Consider the following 20,101-nt stretch of genomic DNA (forward strand, 5'->3'; position numbering starts at 1 on the left):
AGGCGCCCTATGAGCGATGCCTGATCCTGACTTGGGAGAAAAGGGCATGACGATCACGCTGGCCGATCTTCTGACGGTCGCTTCCATCGGTCTGGTACAGTTGCTCGCGGTAATGTCCCCCGGACCAAGCTTCCTGATCACCGCACGAACGGCCGTCGCCCAGTCGCGGACAGCAGGCGTGAAAGTTGCCCTGGGCTTGGGGGCAGGCACCGTCGTGTGGGCCGTTGCGGCTCTGCTCGGCCTGAATGTGCTGTTTCACGCGTTCCCACCGCTTTTCATCGCCATGAAGGTTGCGGGGGCGCTTTTTCTCCTGTGGATCGCATTCCAGATCCTGCGGCATTCCGCAGATCCGATCATTCTCGATACCGCGAAAGCTGGTGCGGTTGAGAACCCCTTCCTGAAGGGGCTCCTGACCCAGTTGTCCAATCCCAAAGTGGTGGTCTTCTTCGGCTCGATCTTTGTCGCGATGTTGCCGTCGTCAGTGCCGGCGTGGATGGCCGTCACATTGGTCGTGATCGTCAGCCTCAATGAGGTCTGGTGGTATTCCGCGTTGGCGCTGTTCTTCGGCTCTGAACGCGTCCGCAGGTTCTACGCGAAGGCGAAGGTCTGGATCGACCGCGTGACGGGTGTCTTCCTGGGTGTGCTCGGGGGCAAGCTCCTGTTGTCTTCAGCAGAGGCGATCTGACGGCTTGCCGGCGATTTTGCCCTGAGGACGAGCTCTGCGGCTACAAAGTTGCCTGCACAATCCAGGTGGCTCTCCACAGGTGGAGCGAGCGCGACCTGGACCGAAAGCCCGTCCTCAGGAATCCTTCAGACCCGCTGGGCCCCGCGGTATCGAGCGAAAGACGTTTGGCCGGCGGGCCCAAACAGGATGACATCGTAGGTGTCATTCTCGGCCCCTGCGACCTCCATACCCGGGGATCCAACCGGCATGCCGGGAACCGCCAATCCCCTGGCCTGCGGCTTCTGCGCCAGAAGCCTTTTGATGGCATCTGCGGGAACATGGCCCTCGATCACGTAGCCGCCGACTTCCGCCGTGTGGCAGGAGGCGAGCGCCTGCGGTACACCAAGGCGGGCCTTCAGGCGATTCACCTCAGAAGACTCGATCACCTCGGCTGAAAATCCCGCCTTGCTGACATGGTCGATCCAGGCACCGCAGCAGCCGCAGCTAGGATCCTTGGTGACCACCATTTTAGGTAGGGTTTCGGCCATTGCAGCGAAGGACGGGAGAGTAGCAAGCCCGACAAGAAGTCCACGCCGGCTGATCGTTAGGCTGGTTGGCATGATTTGGTCCTTCATCCTTGTTTAGAATTCCGCATTGTTTCGGGTCACAGACGTGCGGTCCGCAGCCGGATCGCGTTGCCGACAACGCTGACGGAAGACAGCGCCATGGCGGCCGCCGCGATGATCGGCGAGAGCAGGATGCCGAAGAACGGGTAGAGCACGCCTGCCGCCACCGGTACGCCAAGGGCGTTGTAGATGAAGGCGAAGAACAGGTTCTGTCGGATGTTGCGCATGGTGGCCTGCGACAGCCGCCGCGCCCGCACGATACCAGTGAGATCCCCCTTCAGAAGGGTCACGCCTGCGCTCTCCATCGCCACGTCCGTGCCGGTGCCCATGGCAATGCCGACATCGGCCGCTGCCAGCGCCGGCGCATCGTTGACGCCGTCGCCCGCCATGGCGACAACCTTGCCCGCGCGTCTGAACTTCTCCACGACGGCACTCTTCTGATCAGGCAGTACCTCCGCCTCCACATCGGGGATTCCGAGCCGCCGGGCGACGGCTTTGGCAGTCGTCCAGTTGTCGCCCGTGAGCATCACGACCCGGATGCCTTCCTCCTTCAGAGCGGCTAGTGCCTCGGCCGTCGTCGCCTTCACGGGGTCGGCGATCGCAATGGCGCCTGCCACCGCCCCGTCGATCCCGGCGAAGATGGCCGTGGCTCCGTCCTCACGCAGCTTGTCGGCCTGTTCGGCAAGAGGAAGGACGTCGATGCCGTGCTCCGCGAGGAATTTGGCGCTGCCGAGCACGACGCGGCGGCCCTCGACCGTCCCGAGTGCTCCCTTGCCGGTGGGTGAATCGAAGTCCGTGACCGGTGCGGTCGCAATGCCCTGCTTCTCGGCCGCAGCGACGATGGCCACCGCCAGCGGATGTTCACTCGGGCGCTCCGCGCTGGCCGCGAGACGTAGAACCTCTTCCTCCGTGAAACCCTCCGCCGGCACGATGGCCGTCACGGCCGGCTTGCCCTCCGTGAGCGTGCCCGTCTTGTCGACAACTAGGGTGTCAACCTTCTCCATGTGCTCCAGGGCCTCCGCGTTTTTGATCAGTACGCCGGCTCCGGCACCGCGCCCGACGCCGACCATGATCGACATGGGCGTGGCAAGACCCAGCGCGCAGGGGCAGGCGATGATCAGAACCGCCACGGCGGCCACCAAGCCATAGGAGAAGCGCGGCTCAGGCCCCCAAATGGCCCAGGCGATGAACGCAAGTGCTGCCACGCCAATCACAGCGGGCACGAAGTAGCCGGAGACCTGGTCTGCTAGACGTTGGATCGGGGCGCGACTGCGCTGCGCCTCGGCCACGAGCTGGACGATCTGCGACAGCATCGTATCCCGCCCGACCCTCTCGGCCTCGATGACGAGGCCGCCGGACTGGTTCATGGTGCCGGCGATGGCCTTGGCGCCGACTTCCTTGGTCACCGGCATCGACTCCCCGGTCACCATTGACTCGTCAACGGCACTGCGCCCCTCGACGACCGTGCCGTCGACCGGGACTTTCTCGCCGGGGCGCACCCGCAGACGATCGCCGACCTGCACGGTATCGAGCTGGACTTCCTCTTCTGAGCCGTCGGGCAGGATCCGGCGGGCTGTCTTCGGCGCAAGATCCAGCAGGGCACGGATGGCGCCACCGGTGCTCTCGCGAGCGCGGAGCTCCAGCACCTGGCCGAGAAGCACCAGGACCGTGATGACCGCGGCGGCCTCGAAGTACACGGCAACCGAGCCGTCGTGCCCGCGGAAGGCTGCCGGAAAGATATCGGGCACGAGCGTCGCGACCATGCTGTACACCCACGCCACGCCGGTTCCCATGGCTATCAAGGTGAACATATTAAGGCTGCGGTTTCTCAGCGACTGCCAGCCGCGCTCGAAGAACGGCCAGCCTGCCCACAGCACGACAGGGGTCGCAAGCAGCATCTGGATCCAGTTGGAGGTCGTACGCGGGACGAGATGGTCGATGCCGACGAGATGCCCGCCCATTTCCAGCGCAAAGACCGGTAGCGTCAGGACAAGACCGATCCAGAACCGGCGAGTCATGTCGACCAGCTCGTGGCTCGGTCCCGTCTCGGCGGTGGCCAGGACAGGTTCGAGCGCCATGCCGCAGATCGGACATGAGCCCGGCCCCACCTGGCGGATCTCGGGGTGCATCGGGCAGGTATAGATCGTACCCTCCGGGACGGCGTCCGCCTTCCTCTCGGTTGCAGGCGCAGCGTAGTTGGCAGGCTCAGCCATGAACTTCGACTGGCAACCGGACGAGCAGAAGTAATACGGCTTGCCCTGGTACTGGGCCCGGTGGGTGGTCGTATGCGGGTCAACCATCATCCCGCAGACCGGATCCTTCACCTTCCCGGTCGCCTCCGAAGCCTCATGCTGTCCATGCCCATGATGGCTATGACGATGATCGTGTCCCGCCTGGGATTGGTGGTTGGCAGTGCGGTCGTCGGTCATGGTAGGCCTCGCCTTCTTGTGACGTAATGAATTCTCGACCTTCCAACGATGGCAAGGTCAAGACAGCCGACGCGCCATGACCTCGGCGCTCTGTAATGCGGCTTCGCCGGGGAGCAGTTGAAGCCGCCGACATCCGCACTGTCCCGATTTGGGCGTTTTGCCGGATGCAGCCTGCAACCTGGAGGCTCTGGCCGATGAGGCGCGCCCGAAGGACGCAGGCGCGGCCCGATGGATCCTGTCTGGCTCAAACGGGACAATAACAAATGTTGAGCCGACTTCGGCCACGCTGAAACCCAACCCATGCCGCCCGGGTTTGTTCATCGATGGGCAAGGGGAGTGTCGGGTAGATGGAGCCTGATAATGATGGCTGACGACGGGCAAATCAGGGGGCTGCGCCTTCCAAACACCCTCCGGGTGCCTCCTAGCCATACGGCTGCAATGATAGGACATTTCCTCAAGGACGTGTATGCGGACACGCTCGAAGAGACGCATCCTCATCATCTGGCAAACTTGATCGAGAGGCTCGACGATGCCGAGCGCAGGGCCATGCGCTCGAGCCGTCGCTAGGGTCCGCTGATGATCACGGGGCAATCGCTGCCGTTTGCAGGATTGTCCCTGTCCCCTGCGCGTGAGTTGCTTTGATCCTATTCGACTGGAAAGCGCACCGGCTGCCAGAGTTAAGGCTGTCGGTGGAACAGTCCTGCCGATCATGATCGAAAATGGGTTCCATATGGAACCGAAATTCTAGATATGCGATGTACAAGGTTGCGCCTCGAACTTGCCATGAACAAACTTGCAAGTGAGGCCGCGACTTAAGGGGATCCAGGCCGCATCGTGTCTGGAACGGCGCACAAGGGCACGCATATGTCAAAGGTTGAACCTGCTTTCACGCAACTTGATCCAAAGTTGCTTCTGAAGACCCTGCGCGCCTTCCGGAAAGGTGATTTCTCAGCACGGTTGCCGTCCGATCTGACCGGCATCGATGGCGAGATCGCGGAAGCTTTCAACGACATCGGAGATCTGAACCAAGGAATCGGTCGCGAACTCGACCGCCTTGCAAAGGTTGTCGGTAAAGAGGGGCGGATCGAGGAACGGGGACGTTTGGCTGGCGCGACAGGCGCTTGGAGCGGGTGCATCGAGTCCGTCAATTCCATGATCGGCGACATTGTCCAACCGACCGTCGAGGTGGCGCGGGTGATCGGCGCGGTGGCCAAAGGCGATCTCAGCCAGGAGATCGAGCTTGAAAACGATGGCCGCCCCCTGCGTGGGGAGTTCCTGCGGATCGGCAAGATCGTCAACACCATGGTGGGTCAGCTCGGCAGTTTCGCGTCGGAGGTGACACGCGTCGCCCGCGAGGTGGGTTCGGAGGGCAAGCTCGGCGGACAGGCTAAGGTCAAGGGCGTCGCAGGGACGTGGAAAGACCTGACGGACAACGTCAATCTCATGGCCGCGAACCTCACAGGCCAGGTGCGCAACATTGCCGAAGTCACAACGGCAGTCGCGAACGGCGACCTGTCGAAGAAGATCACCGTGGAGGTACGGGGCGAAATCCTGGAGCTGAAGGACACCATCAACACTATGGTGGACCAGCTCAATTCGTTTGCATCCGAGGTGACACGCGTCGCCCGCGAGGTGGGTTCGGAAGGCAAGCTCGGCGGACAGGCGCGGGTGGAAGGTGTCGCGGGCACCTGGAAGGACCTGACGGACAACGTTAACCTGATGGCCGCAAACCTGACAGGACAGGTCCGCAACATTGCCGAGGTCACAACGGCAGTCGCGAATGGCGACCTGTCAAAGAAGATCACCGTGGAGGTGAGGGGCGAGATCCTGGAGCTGAAGGACACCATCAACACTATGGTGGACCAGCTCAACTCCTTTGCGTCGGAGGTGACGCGTGTTGCTCGCGAGGTGGGCTCGGAGGGCAAGCTAGGAGGACAGGCCAGGGTGGAAGGCGTCGCGGGCACCTGGAAGGACCTGACCGACAACGTCAACCTGATGGCTGCGAACCTCACAGGCCAGGTGCGCAACATTGCCGAAGTCACAACGGCAGTCGCGAACGGCGACCTGTCGAAGAAGATCACCGTGGAGGTACGGGGCGAAATCCTGGAGCTGAAGGACACCATCAACACTATGGTGGACCAGCTCAATTCGTTTGCATCCGAGGTGACACGCGTCGCCCGCGAGGTGGGTTCGGAAGGCAAGCTCGGCGGACAGGCGCGGGTGGAAGGTGTCGCGGGCACCTGGAAGGACCTGACGGACAACGTTAACCTGATGGCCGCAAACCTGACAGGACAGGTCCGCAACATTGCCGAGGTCACAACGGCAGTCGCGAATGGCGACCTGTCAAAGAAGATCACCGTGGAGGTGCGAGGCGAGATCCTGGAGCTGAAATCGACCATCAATACCATGGTGGACCAGCTCAATTCCTTCGCGTCCGAGGTGACACGCGTCGCCAAGGAAGTGGGCTCGGAGGGCAAGCTCGGCGGGCAGGCCAGGGTCGAGGGCGTCGGAGGCGTCTGGAAGGACCTGACCGACAACGTCAATATGATGGGGAACAACCTCACCGGTCAGGTGCGCAATATCGCCGAAGTCACCACTGCGGTCGCGAACGGTGACCTGTCCAAGAAGATCACCGTGGAGGTAAAGGGCGAGATCCTTGCGCTCAAGTCCACCATCAACACCATGGTGGACCAGCTCAACTCCTTCGCCGGAGAAGTGACCCGCGTCGCCCGCGAGGTCGGCATCGAAGGCAAGCTCGGCGGGCAGGCCGAGGTACGCGGCGTCGCCGGGACCTGGAAGGATCTGACCGACAACGTGAACATGATGGCGAACAACCTGACCGGCCAGGTGCGCGGCATCGCGAGCGTCGTGACGGCTGTCGCCGAGGGCGACCTCAAGCGCAAACTAACCGTGGATGCCAAGGGCGAAATCGCCGCGCTTGCTGAAACGATCAACGAGATGATCGACACCCTGGCGACCTTCGCGGACCAGGTTACGAACGTGGCGCGCGAAGTGGGAGTGGAGGGCAAGCTCGGTGGACAGGCCCGGGTGCCTGGCGCCGCGGGCCTGTGGCGCGACCTGACCGACAACGTGAACCAGCTGGCGGCTAACCTGACAACGCAGGTGCGAGCCATCGCGGAAGTCGCCACTGCTGTGACCAAGGGCGACCTGACGAGGTCTATTTCGGTGGAAGCCTCGGGCGAGCTTGCCTCGCTCAAGGACAACGTCAACGAGATGATCCGCAACCTGCGCGACACGACGCTCAAGAACGCGGAACAGGACTGGCTCAAGACCAATCTCGCCAAGTTTACCCGTATGCTGCAGGGCGAGCGTGATCTCACTACAGTCTCGAACATGATCCTGTCGGAGATCGCTCCCCTGGTGAACGCACAGCAGGGTGTCTTCTACACAATGGAGAATAACGACGGCGAGCCGGTTCTCGAACTTGTTGCATCCTATGCCTTCACGGAGCGGAAACGCCTCAACAACCGTTTCCGCCTGAGAGAAGGCCTTGTCGGCCAAGTCGCCTATGAGAAAAAGCGCATTCTGCTTACGAGCGTCCCGGGTGACTATATCACCATCGGCTCGGCGCTCGGCGAGGCGCCGCCCCTCAACATCATCGTCCTGCCGGTCCTGTTCGAGCAGGAGGTCAAGGCGGTTATCGAGCTTGCCTCGTTCAGCCGCTTCTCGGAAACCCATCAATCCTTCCTCGAGCAGTTGACGGAATCGATCGGGATCGTGCTCAACACGATCGCAGCCAACATGCGCACGGAGGGCTTGCTCAAGCAGTCTCAGCTGCTCACGACTGAACTTCAAAGCCAGCAGGAGGAGCTGAGAAACACGAACGACCGGCTCGAGCATCAAGCTGCCACCTTGCGTCAATCCGAGGAGCTCCTGCGCCAGCAGCAAGAGGCACTTCAGAAGACGAACGAGGAACTGGAGGACAAGGCTCGGCTGCTCGAACTTCAGAAGCAGGAGGTTGAGGCCAAGAACCAGGAGGTCTCGATTGCAAAGACGGCCCTCGAGGAGAAGGCCGAGCAGCTGTCGATGACTTCGCGCTACAAGTCGCAGTTCCTGGCCAATATGAGCCATGAGTTGCGCACCCCGCTCAACTCGTTGCTTATCCTGTCGAAGCTTCTAACCGAGAATTCGGAAGGCAACCTGAGCGATAAGCAGAAGGAATTTGCCAAGACTATCCATGCCGCGGGGTCAGACCTGCTGTCCCTCATCAATGACATTCTGGATCTGTCCAAGATCGAATCCGGCACAGTGAGCCTTGAGATTTCAAGCATCGACCTCAAGGATCTGACCGGCAATATGGAGCGCACCTTCGCCCAGATCGCAGCGGAGCGGGACCTCGACTTCCAGATCGAGGTCGATCCGCAATTACCGCAAAGCATCCGGACGGACTCGAAGCGCCTGCAGCAGGTGCTGCGGAACCTGCTTTCTAACGCCTTCAAGTTCACGGAGCGTGGGGGTGTGACGCTCCGGATTGGAACGGCAGAGGGTTCGCCCTTGCGTGCAGGTAGCCAATGGATCGCCATGTCGGTCATCGATACGGGCATCGGGATCCCTGAGGACAAGCAGCGCATCATCTTCGAGGCGTTCCAGCAGGCGGATGGCACAACGAGCCGCAAATATGGCGGTACCGGTCTCGGCCTCGCCATCAGCCGTGAGATCGCCCGCCTCCTGGGCGGCGAGATCGTGGTGTCGAGCACTGCGGGCAATGGCTCCACCTTCACGCTCTTCATCCCGGCCGAGCCGCCGGCAAGCCATGGTGTGACCGGTGCCTCATCCTTGGTTCGCCTGAACGGCGATGGAGCAGGGCAGTCTTCCGGCCTCGAAAACGGCTCCGCCTCAATCCTCCGGCAGCCATCGGCCGCGATGGCTCTTTCGGCCTCCCTCGACGACCGCCACGCGATCACGGTGGGCGACCGTGTCGTTCTCATCGTCGAGGACGACGCTATGTTTGCCTCGGTGTTGCTGGAACTTGCCCGTGAGCAGGGGTTCAAGGGGCTCATCGCCATGGATGGCGCTTCCGCACTTGCACTTGCGCATCGTTACAAGCCGCATGCGATCACCCTCGATATCGGCCTGCCCGACATGGATGGTTGGGCGTTGCTTGATCTGTTGAAGCATGACCCCAGGACCCGGCACGTACCTATTCATGTCATTTCCGTCGATGACCAGAAGAAGCGCGGTCTGAAAGCGGGCGCTTTCGGGTTCCTCGAAAAGCCGGTTGACCGCGAAGCCCTCATGGGGGCTCTCGACCGCACGAAGGAGTTCATCGCCCGACCTGTGAAGAACCTCCTTCTCGTGGAGGATGACGACAACCAGCGCATGAGTCTGTCGGAACTCATGAAAAGCGAGCAGGTGGATGTGACGGCCGTTGGGACTGCGGAAGGGGCCTTGGAGATAATCCAGGCTCGGCAATTCGACTGCGCCATCGTCGATCTTGGGTTGCCGGATCTTCCGGGTGTCGAGCTGATCGAACGGATCCGGAAGATGAAGGGAGGCGACGATCTGCCGATCGTCATCTATACGGGGCAAGACCTCAGCCGCGATGAGGAGCTCCGCCTGGAGAGTGTCGCCGCCACGGTCATCGTCAAGGAGGAAGGATCCTCCGCGAGGCTCCTGAACGATACGGCGCTGTTCCTTCATCGGACGATCAGCGCGATCCCGGATGAAGGCTCCATTATCATCGAACACAAGTCCGACGGCACGCTGGAGGGACGGACTGTCCTTGTGATCGACGACGACATGCGGAACATCTTCTCGCTTGCGAGCGCTCTCGAGCAGTATGGGATGGCGGTGGTATTTGCCGAGAATGGCCGTGAAGGCATCGAGAAGCTGGACGCCACGCCGGACGTGGACATCGCCTTGGTCGACATCATGATGCCGGAGATGGACGGTTATGAAACCATGCAGGAGATCCGCAAGATCCCCCGCTATCGTGACCTCCCGCTCGTAGCGGTGACCGCCAAGGCCATGAAGGGCGATCGAGAAAAGTGCCTGGAGGCCGGAGCCACGGACTACGTCTCGAAACCTGTGGATATCGATCAACTTCTTGCCGTCTTGCGCGTTCAACTTAGCCGTAGCACCTACGTTCCCAACGGAACGACGCTAAATGACGCCCCAGAAGCCGGATTGAATTCATGATGCAGGATATGCGTTGGGCCAATCCGGGGACTAACGTAAGCGGTTCGATGTCGATCCACGCCTTGCCGGCCCCGATTACCGCGAAAATTCTGGTGGTCGACGACGATCACCGGAACCTGATTGCCGTCGAGGAAGTCCTTCGCGCGACGGGGGTCGAGATTGTGACCGCCGATTCCGGCGAGGCTGCTCTGCGTCAGGTGCTTCAGGAGGATTTCGCCGTCATCCTCCTCGACGTCCAGATGCCGCGCCTGAATGGTTATGATGTTGCAAGTATGATCCGCAACCGCCCACGCTCCTCGCGTGTGCCCATTCTGTTCCTGACGGCCTATAACAAGGATGATCTCCACGTCTTCAAAGGCTACTCGGCCGGCGCCGTGGACTATGTTTTTAAGCCAATCGAACCGCTGATCCTCAAGTCGAAGGTCGGCGTCTTTGTGGACCTTTACCGAAAGACCGAGGAAATCAGGCGCCAGGGCGAGCAGGAGCGTCTCCTGCTTATGGAAAACCTGCGGGTTCGCGGCGAGAAGCTCCGGGCGGAACAGGCCTTGCGCCATCGCGAGGAGCACCAATCCATCGTCCTGAAATCCCTGCCGATTGCCCTCTATACCGCCTCCCTTCAGGAGGATCATCGGCAGCTCCACTTCACGAATGAGAGCATCGAGCGCATTACGGGCTTCAAACCGAGTGCGTTTCTCACAAGTCCGGATTTCTGGTCTTCCCGCGTCCACCCGGAGGATCGGGACCACGTGCTGCAGCAACTCGGCCGGCTTGCGGAGGAGGGGGCGGTCAGCCTCGAATACCGTTGGCGCTGCGCCGACGACGTGGAACGCTATTTCCTGGACCAGACCGTTCTCATGCGGGATGCCGAGGGGCGGCCCCGAGAATTCTTCGGGATGTGGTTCGATATCACCGAACGCAAGCAGATGGAGCAGAACTTGCTCCATGCCAGCAAGTTGGAGGCGATCGGGCGCCTCACCGGCGGCATCGCACATGATTTCAACAATATGCTGAGCGTGGTCATCGGCAATCTCGACCTCTTGCGGAAATCCATCGAGGGGAACAAGCGAGCCGAGCGGCGTGTCGGAATGGCCATCGAGAGCGCGCAACATTGTGCGGATCTAACACATAGACTCCTGACATTTTCGCGGCGTCAGTCGCTCCAGTTGTCGACCATCGACGTGAACGTCCTGATGCCGAGTCTTTTGGAGTTGATGCGGCGGACGCTCGGTGAGCGCATCAATGCGACCCTCCGCTCGGCAGGCGAGATCTGGCCAGTTCGCGTGGACCGTGCGCAGTTCGAGGCTGCGCTCCTGAACCTCGCCGTCAACGCCCGCGACGCCATGCCTGAAGGGGGCGATCTCACAATCACCATCGAGAACCAGGTTGTCGGCGAGGGCAGGGCCGTTTCGAGCGGCGAGTTCGTCGTGATCGCCGTAAGTGACACCGGGATCGGAATGGTGCCGGAGGTTGTGGAGCGCGTGTTCGAGCCGTTCTTTACCACGAAGGAGAGCGGGAAGGGCACCGGTCTCGGGCTGAGCATGGTCTATGGCTTCGTGCAGCAATGCCAGGGCCATATTGAAGTCGAGAGTGTGCCGAATGGCGGCACGACGATCCGCATCTTCCTGCCCCGTTGCCGGGAGACTGCAGAGGCTTCAGGGAGCGCGCAGGCCTCCACGGCCCATCCATTCGGAAACGGACGGGTCGTGCTGGTCGTAGAGGACAATCCCGCCGTGCGCCAGGTGGCGACCTCGACGCTTCGCTCCCTTGGTTTCAATGTCGTTTCGGCCGAGTCAGGGGATCAGGCTGCCGAGATGATAAAATCATGTCCTGAGGTGAGCCTTGTGCTCTCCGACGTACGAATGCCGGGGGAACTGTCCGGCATCGATCTCGCGCGTCTCATCCAACGTGAGATGCCCCATATCAAGGTTCTGCTGACGACGGGCTATTTCGACGGAGAGGACACGGCCGAGGACTTCAGTGTGCTCTACAAGCCATACCGAGCCGTGGATCTTGCGGAAAAGATCCAATCTCTGATGAAGCCCGACCAACCCGATGAAGACGCGGACGCTCTGGAGAGGTTCGCAGCGGAGGCATGATCACAGCCGGACGGCAAGGTCACTCATCCACGACACAACAGTCCCGCCCTGACTGCTTCGCCCGGTAAAGTGCCGTGTCGGCTCGGGCGATGAGCGTCTCGGAGTCGAGTGCGGCGCTTGGATCCGACACGACGATCCCGACACTCGCCGTCACCCGCTCGCCCACTCCGTGAGGGTGTGGCATGGCGGCTTCCGCGACGGCCTTTCGGATCGAGCGGGCGACGTCCGTGGCGCCGGCCTTGTCGGTGTCCGGAAGGATCAGCGCGAATTCCTCGCCGCCATAACGGGCGGCCACGTCGTCAGGCCGACGAACAGCGGATCCCAGAATGCGGCCGAAAACCCGCAGCACGTCGTCCCCTGCCTGATGGCCCCGCGCGTCGTTCAGGAGTTTGAAATAATCCAGGTCGATGAGCAGGAGCGAGAGCGGCGTCACGATCCTTCTGGCCCTCAGGACGGCACGATCGAGGGCCGTGTCGAAGCCTCTGCCGTTCCGGAGGCCCGTGAGCGCACAGGTCTCGGCAAGGTGAGCGAGTTCGCGGTTGTGCCGCCACAGCTCGAGCTCGTCCATCGCCACCGCGCCGAGATCGGTCAGCGCGCCAAGGTCCACCTGCGAGGCGTCCTGCGCGTCACGCTTGAGCACACACAGGGACGCAACGGCCGCGCCATCCTCCGTCAACAAAGGCACGCCGGCATAGAAGCGGAACGGAAGGTAAGGGACAACGGGGTGTCCATCGAGCCGCGGATCCGTTCTCATGTCGCCGAAAACGAGCGGCTCGCCGGACGCGATCACGATCTGGCAGACGCTCTTGTCCCGCTCGATCCAGGGCGCAACGCCATCAGAGGTCGCGGACTTCATCCACTGGTAGCGCTCGTCGATAAAGCCCAGGAAGGCGACATCCGCTTGATAGAAGCGGGCGGCAAGGCGCGTCACCCGGTCGAAGCGCTCGTCCCTGGGCGTATCCATGATTCCGCAGGCATGGAGAAATTCGAGCCGCGCGTTTTCATTGGCCGGCGGCGGAGGTACGACGAACACTCCAAACTCCTCTAAGGCTCTAAAAGGCCTATAGGGGCTCTCGGCCCAGGTCTCAAGCAGCGCAGGAAACAGGCCACCGCTCCATCCTCGTCCCGGATCTCAAGCCGGGAGCCCACTTTCCGTATGGCAATCGTCGCGGAGGAAACGGGCCGCTCATCGATGGCAATGGTAGCCGCCTGCCTTCCGGTCATGATGACATCCGTTCCGGTCGAGCCCGCCGGGATGGGCATAGGCGGTACCGAGAGTGGCCAGGATGAGAAGGGCTGCCCCGAGACATTTCATGTTCGCCTCCTGACGTTCCGTTCGACGTCGAGGAGATTGATTCAACTTATGCGGGCGATTCGCAACATTGCATCTACAAGTTATATTCTTACGCAGCGTCACGGCTGGACCGGACCTGGAGGGCCCGAGACGCCCTGCAATGTCAGGAGTGGCCTTCGCTCCCACACGCCTCGACGAAGGCTGCGAGGCCGGTCCGCAGGGCCTGCGCAATCTCCGGTTCGTCAGCACTTCTGTTGCGCAGCTCCACCGCCACGTCCGCCTCCGGCACGAGCCGTGCCGACATGGTGGTAAGCACTTCCCGCAAGGCGGCCTGGGCATGCGAGGCGCGGGGCGACGTGTTGATGAGCATCACGGGCTTGCCCGGAAAGTCCGGCATGCCGACGAGCCAATCGAGCGCGTTCTTGAAGCTGCCCGGAATGCCGTGCGCATATTCGGGACAGGCGATCACCACCCCATCCGCCGCCGCCACCTGCCGCCGCAGCTCCACGACGCTCTCCGGCAACGCGCTCATCTCCACGTCATGGTTGAAATGGGGCAGGGCGCCGATGCCGTCATACAGCGCAACTGCGACACCCTCCGGCGCAAGCTTCTGCAGCGCACGCAATGCGCCGGTGTTAAGCGAGCCCGCGCGCAGGCTGCCGGAGAGGGCGAGGAGGTGCATCAGCTAGTCTAAAGTTATTGGCAATGCAGACTGAGCATTATTAACTTTCCGGCCAATTGTTCCTCAGATCTTCTGCAAATGTGCGGGCGTTAGCGAGTTCAGGATCCTGGCTGAGATCGCGCTGGAGTACCTCCGTAACCCATGCGGGGCCATGACCACTAACTGTTCGGCAGAAACCTTCTAGCTCACCTACCTCGACAAGGAAGAGTCCTGTGCTACGAAGAAAAGTGGCTAAGTTCTCGTAAGCAGTCAGTTGCTGACCACTCGGGATAAAAGCTTTTCCCATTTTCTTCGCTTCTGTCCAAGCTGACCCTTTCTTCAGAACACTCCTAATCCTTCCTACGTCTCTTTCAGAGAGTGAAGAGGTTTTAATTTTATCAAAAACTCCCATGATTTCATTGCGAGCTTCTGTCGTAGAGATTCCAGTCCTTCGTTGCTCAATTGCAGTCCTAACTGTATTCCAATCCTTTTCGATTTTGGACCATTCACCCCTAGAGATTCTACGAGGTTACGGAGACCTGCTTCATCGGCAAGAATGTCAAAGTCCACCACAACGCGAACCGGCACTCCAATAGCCTTTAGAGCTTGAACAATTGTTGCGATGCGACTCTTCCCTGCTCCGTACACCAAGGCGATATCAGGACCGGAATTGTTGGCTGAGATTGCATCAAGCATCGCTCCATAGAAGCGACAATCCGCGTCACCCTCGCAAACGAGTACAGCATCGTGAAACAGGCCATCGAGTACTTTCGAGTATCGTAAAAGCGGGTCTGCCCAGACGTTGCGAACTGTCGTAGGGCTAAGCTCCCTTATGTAATTTACATCTCCGGCTCGTTGGATTCGGACTACTCGAACCCGAGGGCTAGAGTGATCTAGCATGCCTCGAAGAAAGTCTGTGCTATGAGTAGCAACAAGGAGCTGGCGGTCAGTTGGTGTTTCTTCCGCTAAAACTCTTCCGAGAGTTGTTGCCTGTGGAGGGTGAAGAAATGCCTCAGGTTCGTCTATAAGAATGATATCACGATCGGCAGCAAGCACACTTGCTAGAATACCAACGAAGGCACGGATACCATCGCCCTGATCGTTCACGGCCGGAAGCTGATTTACCGCTGTGCGAAAATCATTCGACTGCCGGTCCTTCCCTTTGGGCAGCTTCGGTCGCTTTCCTGAATGAAGCATAACTTGCCGACCGGCTCCGCGATTTACAATGAGATTCTGTCTAAAGGCTCTAAAGAATATTCTATCAAGTCTCTCTTCGAGCTCATCATCGTCGTAAAGTCGATGAAGTGGGTGTGTAATTACTTCAGTAACTAGGTTTACAAGATCCACGGGGTTAACAGCAGAAAGCCTCGCTTCTGTGCCAAGATGAAGTATCATTGTGTTGGCTAATGATTGAATGCCGTTTAAGTTGCGGTGGTCCCAGTTTATTGCCACTATTCCGCGGTGAATTGTGCCCACCATTGAAACTATATAATTGCCAAGGTGATCACGTCGGGCGGTTCTAGCGAGCCATTCCTCAACTTCTTGTCCTGTTTCAGAGGACTCAAATTCCACTCTAGTTGTCACCCTAGTTGGAAAATTCTGACCGTGAGCGAGGCGGCCATATATTTCTTTTAGGGCGGCGCTCTTTCCCGCGTTATTAGGCCCAACAAAAACGATAATTTCACCGGGCGTTAAGCCCATTATCGTTCCGTCGCTAAATTGGATTTCCTTTAGACGGGCATGAGGGCGTTCTGGTAGAGAGGGTGTTGTTACACCAGAAGGGCTCGCTTTATTTCGACCCCGAGCAGCCGGTGCCTTCTGTTGCATTATTCTTCGCTCCTAACCAGTTTAGAGATTGCGCTTCATAGCAACTACGCATGGTCTGACGAGGATAATATTGAAGGTAGGCCGTTCTAGGAAAGTACTATTGTTATTTGCGCACTACTCTCTAACCGCAGAAAAATGGTCGCCATTGCGGCGACCATTCAGGAAGTGTCAGGGTCTTAGTCAAGAAGCTTAGGTATTGTTGTTACTAAGAACACCCCGTCGTGCTGCCGCACGTGTCGCACTTCAAACACGTCCCGTTCCGCACCAGCGTGAAGTTCGCGCATTCCGGACAGGCTTCGCCCACATAGCCTTTCATCTTGGCTTCCGCGCGCCGGTCGGCGAGGGACGGGGCCGTGAAGCCGAGTTTGGCGAGGTCGGCTTCGCCTACCTTTTCCTCGGCCTTCGCGGCGGGCTCTTCCTTCAGGGCGGTGGCGCCCATGGTGAGGCCCGTGGTGCCGGTGCGCTGGCCTGCGCCGTTTGCACCGCCTGTGCCGCTGGCACCGCCCGGGATGAGCATGAGGCGGTCGACGCTGCCGCGGGTGAAGCCGCGGGAGACGATTGCGGTGGCGGGGGCCGCTTCCGGCGCCTTGGACTGGGCTTCGCCCGAGCCGATGGTGGTGGGGCCGACTTCCGACGGGTCCACATGGGCGAGGTCGTTGCGGGCGAGATAGGAGACGGCGAGCTCGCGGAACACGTAGTCGATGATCGAGGTCGCGCTCTTGATGCGCTCGTTGCCCTGCACGAAGCCGGCCGGCTCGAAGCGCGTGAACGTGAAGGCCTCCACGTATTCCTCGAGCGGCACGCCGTATTGCAGGCCAAGTGAGATCGCGATGGCGAAGTTGTTCATCATGGCCCGGAAGGCCGCGCCTTCCTTGTGCATGTCGATGAAGATCTCGCCGAGGCGGCCGTCATCGTACTCGCCGGTGCGCAGGTAGACCTTGTGGCCGCCCACGACCGCCTTCTGGGTGTAGCCCTTGCGGCGGTCGGGCATCTTCTCGCGCTCGCGGATCGCCACCACGCGCTCGACCACCTTCTCGATGATCTTCTCCGAGAGGTTGGCGGCCTTGGCGGCGGCCGGCAGGGCGGTCAGCGCCTCGGCGGCTTCGTCCGCATCGTCCTCCTCGTCGGCGATGAGGGCCGCGTTGAGGGGCTGCGAGAGCTTGGAGCCGTCGCGGTAGAGGGCGTTGGCCTTCAGCGCCAGCTTCCACGAGAGCATGTAGGCGTTCTTGCAATCCTCGACCGTCGCCTCGTTCGGCATGTTGATGGTCTTGGAAATGGCGCCCGAGATGAAGGGCTGCGCCGCCGCCATCATGCGGATGTGGCTGTCGACCGAGAGGTAGCGCTTGCCGATCTTGCCGCAGGGATTGGCGCAGTCGAAGACCGGATAGTGCTCGACCTTCAGATGGGGCGCGCCCTCCAGGGTCATGGCGCCGCAGATGTGGATGTTCGCAGCCTCGATCTCGGCCTTCGAGAAGCCTAAGAAAGTGAGCAGATCGAAGGACGGGTCGTTCAGCTTCTCGGCCGGCACCTTCAGCGTGCCGGTCAGGAAGTCCTCGCCGAGGGTCCAGCGGTTGAACACGAACTTGATGTCGAAGGCGGATTTCAGGCCCTTCTCGACAGCATCGATCTTCTCGGACGTGAAGCCTTTCGCGGCGAGCGAGCCGGGATTGACGGCAGGCGCTTGGCGCATGGAGCCGTGGCCGACCGCATAGGCCTCGATCTCGGCGATCTCGGATTCACGGTAGCCGAGCGCCCGCAGGGCGTCGGGCACGGCCCGGTTGATGATCTTGAAGTAGCCGCCGCCGGCGAGCTTCTTGAACTTCACGAGCGCGAAGTCGGGCTCGATGCCGGTGGTGTCGCAATCCATCACGAGGCCGATCGTGCCGGTGGGCGCGATCACGGTGGCCTGCGCATTGCGGTAGCCGTTGGCCTCGCCGAGCTCGAGGGCCCGGTCCCAGGCGCGCTTGGCATGGGCGATCAGGCTCTGGTCGGGGCAGGAGACGGCATCGAGCGGCACGGGGTTGACGCTCAGGCCCTCATAGCCCTCCGCCAGGCCGTGCGCGGCGCGGCGATGGTTGCGGATGACGCGCAGCATGTGCTTCGCGTTCTTGGCATATTGCGGGAAGGGACCGAGCTCGCCGGCCATCTCGGCCGAGGTCGCATAGGACACGCCGGTCATGATGGCCGTGAGCGCGCCGCCGAGGGCGCGGCCAGCGTCGGAATCGTAGGGCAGGCCCATGGTCATGAGCAGGCCGCCGATATTGGCGTAGCCGAGGCCGAGGGTGCGGTACTCGTAGGAGAGCTCCGCGATCTCCCGCGAGGGGAACTGCGCCATCATGACGGAGATCTCGAGCACCACCGTCCAGAGGCGGCAGGCATGCTCGAAGGCGTCGGCGTCGAAGGACTTGGTGGCGCGGTCGTAGAACTGGAGCAGGTTGGCGGAGGCGAGGTTGCAGGCCGTGTCGTCCAGGAACATGTATTCCGAGCACGGATTCGAGGCCCGGATGCGGCCGCCTGCCGGGCAGGTGTGCCAGTCGTTCATGGTGGTGTTGAAGTGCAGGCCCGGATCGGCCGAGGCCCAGGCCGCATAGCCGATCTGCTCCCACAGGTCGCGGGCCTTCAGGGTCTTCAGCACCTTGCCGTCCTTGCGGGCGGTGAGCTTCCACTCGCCGTCCTTCTCGACAGCACGAAGGAAGTCGTCGGTGATGGAGACCGAGTTGTTGGAGTTCTGGCCAGACACCGTGAGGTAGGCGTCCGAATCCCAGTCGGTGTCGTAGATCGGGAAGTCGATATCCGTGTAGCCCTGGCGCGCGAACTGGATGACGCGCTTGATGTAGTTGTCCGGGATCTGCACCCGGCGGGCCATCTTGATTTCCTTCTTCAGGGCCGGGTTCTTCTCCGGATCGAAGCAGGCATCGCCTTCGGCCTCGCAGTTCACGCAAGCCTTCATGATGGCCTTGAGGTGCTTGGCTGCGAGCTTGGAGCCGGTCACGAGGGCCGCGACCTTCTGCTCTTCCTTCACCTTCCAGTCGATATAGGCCTCGATGTCCGGGTGATCGACGTCGACCACCACCATCTTGGCCGCCCGGCGGGTGGTGCCGCCGGACTTGATGGCGCCTGCCGCGCGGTCGCCGATCTTCAGGAACGACATCAGGCCCGAGGAGCGGCCGCCGCCCGAGAGCTTTTCGCCTTCGCCGCGCAGCTTCGAGAAGTTGGAGCCGGTGCCCGAGCCGTACTTGAACAGGCGCGCCTCGCGGACCCACAGGTCCATGATGCCGCCTTCGTTCACCAGATCGTCCTCGACGCCCTGGATGAAGCAGGCATGGGGCTGCGGGTGCTCATAGGCCGACTTGGACTTGGTCAGCTTGCCGGTCTTGTGGTCCACATAGAAGTGGCCCTGGCTCGGCCCGTCGATGCCGTAGGCCCAGTGCAGGCCGGTGTTGAACCATTGCGGGGAGTTGGGCGCCACCATCTGGTTGGCGAGCATGAAGCGCAGCTCGTCATAGAAAGCCTGCGCGTCCTCCTCGGACGAGAAATAGCCGCCCTTCCAGCCCCAATAGGTCCAGCAGCCGGCGAGCCGGTCGAAAACCTGCTTGGAGGAGATTTCGGAGCCGTAACGGCTCTCTTCCGGCAGCTCGGCGAGCGCGGCCTCGTCGGCCACGGAACGCCACAGCCAGGAGGGAACGTCGTTCTCCTCCACCTTCTTCAGGCGCGCCGGCACCCCGGCTTTGCGGAAATACTTCTGGGCGAGCACGTCCGAGGCGACCTGGCTCCAGGTCTCCGGCACCTCGATATTGTCGAGCTTGAAGACGACCGAACCATCCGGGTTGCGGATCTCGCTCGTGGCGAGCCGGAAGGCGAGGGAGGAATAGGGCGATTGCCCGCTTGTCGTATAACGCCGCTCGATCCGCATCGTCTTCATCCTTCATGTCGAAGGCAAAACGCCTCCGGGCTGCGAAACGCCTCCGCAGCACTTAGCCCCGCGATAATTTTTTGACGCCCCCACGGCCCGTTTTGTCGGACCGCCACACAAGCACGCCCGAGTCTCGCCTCCTTCGGACGCCAGCGACCCCGCGGCAATCGGTTCGCCGCGCGGCTCTGACGCTGACTCTTGGGAGATTCCAACCCCTCTTTTCAGGGGGGCTGCCGGTCTCGGATCGGCACTCCGGCAAGCTAGTCATCTTGAGAGCCCTGCGTCAAGAACTTGTAGCGACGACCGTGGTTCCGACTATATATAGTGGGCAAATGTTAAAAATGTGGAAAAGTTGCTAAGCCTCGGAGAATCCTTTCAGAATCCCGGCGCCGTTTTTTCGGAGTCTGGGAAGTGCCGTTCGGGCAACGCGGT

11 protein-coding genes are annotated in these 20,101 nt (G+C 61.1%); 4 read left to right on the forward strand and 7 right to left on the reverse strand.

Features of this window, described 5'->3' with window-relative positions; translation table 11 throughout:
- The first annotated feature begins 46 nt into the window (after positions 1–46).
- The gene (locus C4E04_RS08955; RefSeq protein ID WP_109596839.1) at positions 47–685 is read left to right on the forward strand and encodes a LysE family transporter; all 639 of its coding nucleotides are present in this window, start codon (positions 47–49) and stop codon (positions 683–685) included.
- Positions 686–810: 125 nt separating this feature from the next.
- On the opposite strand, the gene C4E04_RS08960 is transcribed toward C4E04_RS08955, so the two are convergent.
- On the reverse strand, positions 811–1,284 hold the full coding sequence (locus tag C4E04_RS08960) for a DUF411 domain-containing protein (protein WP_109600962.1): 474 nt from the start codon (positions 1,282–1,284) through the stop codon (positions 811–813).
- 44 nt (positions 1,285–1,328) lie between these two features.
- On the reverse strand, positions 1,329–3,719 hold the full coding sequence (locus tag C4E04_RS08965; RefSeq protein ID WP_109596841.1) for a heavy metal translocating P-type ATPase: 2,391 nt from the start codon (positions 3,717–3,719) through the stop codon (positions 1,329–1,331).
- 360 nt (positions 3,720–4,079) lie between these two features.
- Here C4E04_RS08965 and C4E04_RS08970 point away from each other — a divergent pair, with 360 nt between their 5' ends.
- The 3 genes from C4E04_RS08970 (at position 4,080) to C4E04_RS08980 (ending at position 11,974) form a co-directional block, all read left to right on the forward strand.
- A complete protein-coding gene (locus C4E04_RS08970) occupies positions 4,080–4,286 on the forward strand; it encodes a hypothetical protein (protein ID WP_109596843.1) in 207 nt (68 codons plus the stop codon).
- 297 nt (positions 4,287–4,583) lie between these two features.
- Positions 4,584–9,878, forward strand: coding sequence for a HAMP domain-containing protein (locus C4E04_RS08975; protein ID WP_109596845.1), 5,295 nt, complete (start codon positions 4,584–4,586; stop codon positions 9,876–9,878).
- On the forward strand, positions 9,875–11,974 hold the full coding sequence (locus C4E04_RS08980; RefSeq protein WP_109596847.1) for a response regulator: 2,100 nt from the start codon (positions 9,875–9,877) through the stop codon (positions 11,972–11,974). Before C4E04_RS08975 ends, C4E04_RS08980 begins: the two co-directional genes overlap by 4 nt.
- A 19-nt stretch (positions 11,975–11,993) precedes the next feature.
- Here the strand turns inward: C4E04_RS08980 and C4E04_RS08985 are convergent, their stop codons facing one another.
- The 5 genes from C4E04_RS08985 to C4E04_RS09005 all read right to left on the reverse strand — a co-directional run bounded on the left by C4E04_RS08985 (position 11,994) and on the right by C4E04_RS09005 (position 19,669).
- Positions 11,994–13,007, reverse strand: a complete 1,014-nt coding sequence (locus C4E04_RS08985; protein ID WP_109596849.1) for a sensor domain-containing diguanylate cyclase — start codon at positions 13,005–13,007, stop codon at positions 11,994–11,996.
- A gap of 153 nt (positions 13,008–13,160) precedes the next feature.
- Positions 13,161–13,289, reverse strand: a complete 129-nt coding sequence (locus C4E04_RS08990; RefSeq protein WP_109596851.1) for a YHYH domain-containing protein — start codon at positions 13,287–13,289, stop codon at positions 13,161–13,163.
- A 142-nt stretch (positions 13,290–13,431) separates the two neighbouring features.
- Complete coding sequence (locus C4E04_RS08995) at positions 13,432–13,950, reverse strand: NADPH-dependent FMN reductase (RefSeq protein ID WP_109596853.1); 519 nt, start codon at positions 13,948–13,950, stop codon at positions 13,432–13,434.
- Between the two features lie 339 nt (positions 13,951–14,289).
- Complete coding sequence (locus tag C4E04_RS09000; protein WP_109596855.1) at positions 14,290–15,756, reverse strand: ATP-dependent endonuclease; 1,467 nt, start codon at positions 15,754–15,756, stop codon at positions 14,290–14,292.
- 205 nt (positions 15,757–15,961) lie between these two features.
- Positions 15,962–19,669 (reverse strand): vitamin B12-dependent ribonucleotide reductase, encoded by a 3,708-nt coding sequence (locus tag C4E04_RS09005; protein ID WP_109600964.1) that lies wholly within the window; start codon positions 19,667–19,669, stop codon positions 15,962–15,964.
- Positions 19,670–20,101: the final 432 nt, after the last annotated feature.

The organism is Microvirga sp. 17 mud 1-3, assembly GCF_003151255.1.
GTDB lineage: Bacteria > Pseudomonadota > Alphaproteobacteria > Rhizobiales > Beijerinckiaceae > Microvirga.

Coding starts and splice junctions, on each gene's coding strand:
- C4E04_RS08975 (WP_109596845.1), top strand. CDS start 4,584: ATGTCAAAGGTTGAACCTGCTTTCACGCAACTTGATCCAAAGTTGCTT.
- C4E04_RS09000 (WP_109596855.1), bottom strand. CDS start 15,756: ATGCAACAGAAGGCACCGGCTGCTCGGGGTCGAAATAAAGCGAGCCCT.
- C4E04_RS09005 (WP_109600964.1), bottom strand. CDS start 19,669: ATGCGGATCGAGCGGCGTTATACGACAAGCGGGCAATCGCCCTATTCC.
- C4E04_RS08970 (WP_109596843.1), top strand. CDS start 4,080: ATGATGGCTGACGACGGGCAAATCAGGGGGCTGCGCCTTCCAAACACC.
- C4E04_RS08980 (WP_109596847.1), top strand. CDS start 9,875: ATGATGCAGGATATGCGTTGGGCCAATCCGGGGACTAACGTAAGCGGT.
- C4E04_RS08960 (WP_109600962.1), bottom strand. CDS start 1,284: ATGCCAACCAGCCTAACGATCAGCCGGCGTGGACTTCTTGTCGGGCTT.
- C4E04_RS08995 (WP_109596853.1), bottom strand. CDS start 13,950: ATGCACCTCCTCGCCCTCTCCGGCAGCCTGCGCGCGGGCTCGCTTAAC.
- C4E04_RS08955 (WP_109596839.1), top strand. CDS start 47: ATGACGATCACGCTGGCCGATCTTCTGACGGTCGCTTCCATCGGTCTG.
- C4E04_RS08990 (WP_109596851.1), bottom strand. CDS start 13,289: ATGAAATGTCTCGGGGCAGCCCTTCTCATCCTGGCCACTCTCGGTACC.
- C4E04_RS08965 (WP_109596841.1), bottom strand. CDS start 3,719: ATGACCGACGACCGCACTGCCAACCACCAATCCCAGGCGGGACACGAT.